The sequence below is a fragment of the Methanoregula sp. genome (genome assembly GCF_049690535.1).
Lineage (GTDB): Archaea > Halobacteriota > Methanomicrobia > Methanomicrobiales > Methanospirillaceae > Methanoregula.
In genome coordinates this window covers 1-5,844 of the sequence record NZ_JBAVMX010000130.1, presented here as the reverse complement: position 1 = coordinate 5,844, position 5,844 = coordinate 1, and the positions used below count along the sequence as shown (strand labels likewise).

At 49.3% G+C, this 5,844-nt stretch carries 7 protein-coding genes and 1 tRNA gene; 3 read left to right on the top strand and 5 right to left on the bottom strand.

Going from position 1 to position 5,844, the window contains the following annotated elements; all coding sequences use genetic code 11:
* A partial coding sequence (locus WCE46_RS10355) for a GtrA family protein (protein WP_424733640.1) occupies positions 1-437 on the top strand: 437 nt, incomplete at its 5' end.
* A 387-nt stretch (positions 438-824) separates the two neighbouring features.
* On the opposite strand, the gene WCE46_RS10350 is transcribed toward WCE46_RS10355, so the two are convergent.
* From WCE46_RS10350 to WCE46_RS10335, 4 genes are all read right to left on the bottom strand, one after another.
* Complete coding sequence (locus WCE46_RS10350; RefSeq protein WP_424733639.1) at positions 825-1,262, bottom strand: type IV pilin; 438 nt, start codon at positions 1,260-1,262, stop codon at positions 825-827.
* A gap of 216 nt (positions 1,263-1,478) precedes the next feature.
* Entirely contained in the window at positions 1,479-1,919 is a 441-nt protein-coding gene (locus WCE46_RS10345) for a type IV pilin (RefSeq protein ID WP_424733638.1), read from the bottom strand.
* Positions 1,920-2,364: 445 nt separating this feature from the next.
* The gene (locus WCE46_RS10340; protein ID WP_424733637.1) at positions 2,365-2,805 is read right to left on the bottom strand and encodes a type IV pilin; all 441 of its coding nucleotides are present in this window, start codon (positions 2,803-2,805) and stop codon (positions 2,365-2,367) included.
* A 546-nt stretch (positions 2,806-3,351) separates the two neighbouring features.
* Positions 3,352-3,627 (bottom strand): hypothetical protein, encoded by a 276-nt coding sequence (locus tag WCE46_RS10335; RefSeq protein WP_424733636.1) that lies wholly within the window; start codon positions 3,625-3,627, stop codon positions 3,352-3,354.
* Positions 3,628-3,745: 118 nt separating this feature from the next.
* On the opposite strand from WCE46_RS10335, the gene WCE46_RS10330 reads away from it, so the two are divergent.
* Entirely contained in the window at positions 3,746-4,639 is an 894-nt protein-coding gene (locus WCE46_RS10330; RefSeq protein WP_424733635.1) for a tetratricopeptide repeat protein, read from the top strand.
* A 566-nt stretch (positions 4,640-5,205) separates the two neighbouring features.
* On the opposite strand, the gene WCE46_RS10325 is transcribed toward WCE46_RS10330, so the two are convergent.
* Positions 5,206-5,280, bottom strand: a tRNA-Glu gene (locus WCE46_RS10325).
* A 235-nt stretch (positions 5,281-5,515) separates the two neighbouring features.
* On the opposite strand from WCE46_RS10325, the gene WCE46_RS10320 reads away from it, so the two are divergent.
* Positions 5,516-5,844, top strand: a 329-nt coding sequence (locus WCE46_RS10320; RefSeq protein ID WP_424733633.1) for a GTPase, incomplete at its 3' end; no start/stop codon positions are given.

The following is a 5,844-nucleotide window of genomic DNA, read 5'->3' as shown; positions in this document are numbered from 1 at the left end:
GTAAAATCCCGGCCATTGTTGGCCGGGAAAAGATTCTCGGTTTTTTTCTCATCGGTGTGGTCTCTACCCTGATCGATGTGGGTCTCCTGTATTTTTTTACTGAATATTTCGGTATCTGGTATATCTGGTCTGCGACTGTCTCGTATACCTGCGGGATGGTTGCCAGTTTTTTCCTGAACAAATACCTCACTTTCCGGGATACCGACCGGCATTATCTCCGCCAGTTTTTTTTCTTTGCGCTGATCTCCATGAGCAGCCTGGCCCTGACACTGGGAATTCTTTATCTCGCAGTCGAGATCTTCTCCATCAGTTACATCCTTGGAAAGATCATTGCCATCCTTATCGCATTTCTCTGGAACTACTTTGGCCAGAGCAAGATAACTTTCCACCTGGGTAACCATGAGATAAGCGGCGATCCGAGAGCCTACGTAAAATGATGTTGATTGCGTGAAAGCCGGGGGTTCTTTACCTATTGTATCTCCTCAACATGCTGGCCATTTTTCCTGCTCGGGAATACTCCGGTTTGATACGCTGCCGGTCACGCTTTTTCTGAAATCTTCAGATCGTGACCCGGTCATTTTTTAAAATGTTCAACAATTCTGCCGGACATTTTCCGGAATCTTCACGGGTCTTCCTGTTCTTTTTTGAAAATTATCAGCTGCTGAGTCAAACATTTTTCAAAAATTTCAGATGCTGATCAGGAACATGTCCGGACGCTTCAAGATCTCGTCCGCATATTCTTACAACGATCCTCATAACCACTGGCCCACGTCGTTTTTGTACGCGGCTCTGACCCGAAAGGAACTGACAACAATAAAAAAAGATCAGATGGTTTTGTCAAGGATAACCAGTTTTGACCCGTCAGAGAAGACGGCAACGCCGATCACGCGGTCCTTGCCGGAATTGGTTGCGGAAAGCAGAGCGTTCGCACCGACAGAGAGGATCCCCCCGCTTGCCGGATGATCCTGTATACCGGCAGTCGCGCTGGTTCCCCCAATCGTGGTTGCCGGTGCCGCACCATTGACCGTCCAGTTGATCCCGACGACCGATCCTGCATTCTGGCCTCCGATAAACGTCACGGTCACGTACGAGCCGTTCACCCGGTTGATGGTCGCCCCGACAATCTTGCCCTCCTGAAGATTGCCCACCATGCCCATCATGAAAGCGGCGACGACTGCTGCGAGGATCACGGTGATGGCGACCAGCAGGATTACGCTGACGACCTCGGAGACTGCCTCTTCGTTTTTACCCTTGTATTTCATGAAATGTTACACCTTCAATCACTGTCCGATCAAGCAGAAATTACTTTCTGTATGTACCGGTTGATAAGTCTCCTTTTTAGCCAATATCGTTGTAAGAACGACCCCCATAATCAGCAAATCTCGGTATCTGGTAGCAATGCTCGCATCAATAGTGGATTATTGACAAATCAAACGAATGAGAGCAAAACAACAAGCTACAATGAAAATTAAAAAAGATTAGATGGTATTTTGTACTATGACCTGGGATGAACCATCACTGAACATCCCAATCACTTCAACATTGCTGTGCGAGCCTGCTGTTAGGGTAAAACTTGCTCCAATCGGCATTGAAGTGCCAGTGGCAAAAATCCCTGTTGTAGTTGCACTGGTGGGACTCACTCCAGCAGATGAAGATTGAGCAGTGGCGTTCGCGCCATTTACGGTAAAGCCAAGCCCCTGAAGTGATGCTGCGTCTTGTCCACCCTGATACGTTATGATAACATAACTTGAATTTGGCCTGCTCATTGTCGCCGCAACCACTTTGGTCTTCTGGATGTTTCCTGCCATGCCGAACACGAATGCAGCGATGACCGCTGCGAGGATCACGGTGATGGCGACCATCAGGATAACGCCGATGACCGGTGATACTGCCTCTTCATTTTTTCTGGTAAATGCCATTTCAAAAACACTCCATTACATATCTGTTTAATATGGTACACTGTATCATTTACCATTTATTGTTTACATATACAAATATTGCTGTAATGACCAGAATTAAATTAGGGGTTTTATCAAGAAATTATAACAATATGTCAAAGATAACGGTCAATGAGGAGGAGTTAATCATACGAAATAACATAATACTAATGTAGGGAAATAAGATTCAATCGTAGTTGACCTTTTTATTCAAGGCCTTTTTTCTAATTTAATCAAAGTTCGGCCGAGGCGTACTACTTTTACAATCCAAATCTCTTCTGGTTCTGATAGGATCATGAGTGTTCGGGATTTTTAGAACAAGCGATAGGTGGCGGGACTTTTCACTCGCTTGAAAAGTCGCGTTTGGTCGCGACTATTGATAATTATCCCCCTCATATAAGCAAACGAAGACGAGGATTAAAAAAGATTAGATGGTATTTTGTACTATGACCTGAGATGAACCATCAGAGAACATCCCGAGCACTTCCACATTGGCGTTCGAGGATGCTGTTAGGGTAAAACTTGCTCCAATCGGTATTGACGAGCCTGTGGCAAAAATCCCTGTTGTAGTTGCACTGGTGGGACTCACTCCAGCAGATGAAGATTGAGCAGTGGCGTTCGCGCCATTTACGGTAAAGCCGAGCCCCTGAAGTGAGGCTGCATCTTGTCCACCCTGATACGTTACGATAACATAACTTGAATTTGGCCTGCTCAATGTCGCCGCAACCACTTTGGTCTTCTGGATGTTTCCTGCCATGCCGAACACGAATGCAGCGATGACCGCTGCGAGGATCACGGTGATGGCGACCATTAAGATGACGCCGATAACCGGTGATACTGCTTCTTCATTTTTTCTGGTAAATGCCATTTCAAAATCACTCCATTTACATATCCGATACCGGATATGACACTGTATAAATCTATCATTCCCTTTTGTCTCATATAAATATTATGATTTAAATTGTGGTGAAATGAGCACCATTGCCGGGAAATTTCCGGGTAAATTGTCGGGTACTCCATCTTTTTTCTCGATGGAACTAGGCAAAAAACGCTGAATTGCCCGGTGCATACACGGAATCCGGAGCAGCAAAGAACACAAAAACAGGGGGCTGGATCTGGCCTGCCTGCCGTATTCTGCCAAAGCAGGGCCGTGCAGATCCGGAGAGATCAACGGGAGTGAGAACGTTCGTGATACGTGTAAAAAATGAGGAAACCGGGGTCATGAAAGAAGATCCGGATTCCCGTCCACCCCGGTTACCCGGAACAGTGTCAGAAAATATCGTTTCGGAATGTCGTGGCCGGATGCCATTTTTTCCGTTTCAGACATGCGTCCGATCCCTGCGGGAATGTTCCCGGGTCGATATCAATTCAGAATGGGTGATCCGGCAAGCCGTGTGAACGTGGGAGGATAAGATTATTTGTTGTTATTGGACTCCGTGGTCGGGTCATTGTGCAACACCTGCCGCAGGAGAGTACGGAACTCATCATCATGACGGGCGAGGTTGAAAAATACATTACGCATCGTTTCCGGGAGGCGTTCGCTGTTCATGTCATAGAACTGGCAATAATAGGCACACGCATCGATAATAATATCATCGCGGTTCAGGAATTTCTGTTTTGCAATGGTATCCAGTTTATCAACCAGATCGGTTGGAATCTTCAGCGAGACAGCAGTCTCTTCTTGAGTCATATATTGTGTTATTTCAGAGGAGAGTAATGAAACTGTTGCTTGACCGTCACGTATTTTCCGGTGCGGTTGTCAGTCATTGTTGGGAACCCGTATATCCTATAAGTGTTTTTTATACATCATGGATGAGGCCCAGAAGTGGTTCAGTGAAGGCGTGGCTCTTTACGAAAAAGAGGATTATCGGCGTGCCATAGCCGCATTTGATAAAGCCATCGCCATGGATCCGACCGTGGCCGAAATATGGAATAATCGCGGGTTAGCGTTGATCCAGACTGAACAATACCAAGAAGCCCTCAAGTCCATAAACAAGGCCTTATCTCTTCATCCCGGTTACGATAATGCCAGGAAAGCAAAAAAAATCGTTCTTGATCTTATAAACGAGCCGGAACATGCAGATACTGCACCGGGGCCGGCAGGTTCTCCCGCGCCAAAGGATCCTGTCGCCCCGGAACGTAAGCCCTCAAAAACTTTTACCGTGGCGGTCATCGTGATCATGATTATCGCTGTGGGAGGGTTACTTGTCGTGAAAAATATGCAGAACCCTGCCGGTACTTTCCTGCACGCGGCCCCCACAACTGAGCCAACGACCATCCCGACACCCGTGCCGACAGCGGTCGAGACACCCGTGCCGACTCCAACACTCCCGGTCGTGCCTCCTTCAGGGATCTGGGTGGAGATCATCTATGACCAGTACTATTCAGGAACCGTAGGAACACCCGGTAACCAGCAGATGGTGGCCGGCAGCCAGCAGGTGATGCCAAACACCGGTGATCACTTCTACCGGATACCGGCAGCAAATGACGGTCTTGTTACTGCCTCCATCCAGAAAAACGATGGCTCGGGAGACCAACTGACCGTCAAGATCTATAAGGATGGAACCCTGGTAAAGACCGATTCGACAACGCTCCCCAACGGGAACCTTGATGTTGTGGCAACTATTCCGGCATCCGTGGCGACATCGATGGCCGGCAATACTACGGGGAACGTGACTGATCAGGCACCGGCCGGGGCCTGATCCCTCTTTTTTAGTAATTCTGGAAATTTTTTTAGAAGATTGCGGGTACTGGAGAGGTCTCGTGCTCCGGAAAACCCGGCATGGGGGGAGGGGGGTGGGGGGTATCCCCCCACCCTGTTGTGCCTGATCAGGGGATCACCCCCCTCCCCCTTTGTCCGGGAAGGTGGGGGTACCCCCATCCGCGCTTCCAGCATTTCATCTTGTATTTCGCGTGGAATTCCCGACGGAACCGATATGAAGGGTGCGGCAAAGGGGGGAGGGGGGTATCCCCCCACCCTGTTGTGCCTGAGCAGGGGGATCACCCCCCTCCCCCTTTGTCCGGGAAGGTGGGGGCACCCCTCCCCCCCATTGGCCATGTGGCCAGTGAACCCCCATGATTTGGGTACCGTAATTGCTATTCCGGCACTCTTTCTCGTTTCCGTTGTCTTTAATCTCTATGTTCTTTGGGACGCAGTAAAAGAGAATGAGAGAATTGAATCATCGGTGTAGGAGTGTTGCTAATGAGACTTTCCGACTTGCGCTCTTTGAAAATTGAAGTTAGTGAATCAAACTCTCGCAAAACAAGATGCTGCTAAGGGGATTCGAACCCCTGTCGCGAGCGTGAGAGGCTCGCATGATTGGCCGGTCTACACTATAGCAGCGTAATTGCCTGATAACATGGGCGATGGACGTACTTAAAGTTTGTCAGCAGTACCCCCGCCGGTCAGGTGAAGGCGCGAGCGGAGAAAACAGCACGTGAACTCTTCCGGGCAAAGCAGCCGGAGCCGTCAGAGCAGGGGATTTTTTCGATCCGGGGATTTTACGGTTGTTTCGAGCAGGATCGATAGAATCCCCATAAATAACTATATCCCGAACCTGCGTCGATTAATATGAGAAATGGCTGGTAGTCTTGAAGAGCAGATAGCCGAGCTGGAAGCAGAGCTGACAAAGACTCCTTACAACAAGGCTACTTCCAAGCATATCGGGCGGATCAAGGCGAAGATGGCCAAACTCCGCGACGAAGCGGTCTTCCGTGCGATGAAGTCGGGCGGTGGCGGGGAAGGCTACTCCGTCAAGAAGTCAGGCGACGCGACCGCCGTGCTCGTCGGGTTCCCGTCGACCGGTAAAAGCACGCTCCTCAACAAGCTCACCGGTACCGAGAGCGCAGTCGCTGCGTACGCGTTTACCACCCTCACCGTGGTGCCCGGCGCGCTCGAACACAAGGG

Bases quoted from the DNA above. Each gene is read 5' to 3' on its own strand.
- WCE46_RS10350 (WP_424733639.1), bottom strand. From the start codon at position 1,262: ATGAAATACAAGGGTAAAAACGAAGAGGCAGTCTCCGAGGTCGTCAGC.
- WCE46_RS10345 (WP_424733638.1), bottom strand. From the start codon at position 1,919: ATGGCATTTACCAGAAAAAATGAAGAGGCAGTATCACCGGTCATCGGC.
- WCE46_RS10340 (WP_424733637.1), bottom strand. From the start codon at position 2,805: ATGGCATTTACCAGAAAAAATGAAGAAGCAGTATCACCGGTTATCGGC.
- WCE46_RS10335 (WP_424733636.1), bottom strand. From the start codon at position 3,627: ATGACTCAAGAAGAGACTGCTGTCTCGCTGAAGATTCCAACCGATCTG.
- WCE46_RS10330 (WP_424733635.1), top strand. From the start codon at position 3,746: ATGGATGAGGCCCAGAAGTGGTTCAGTGAAGGCGTGGCTCTTTACGAA.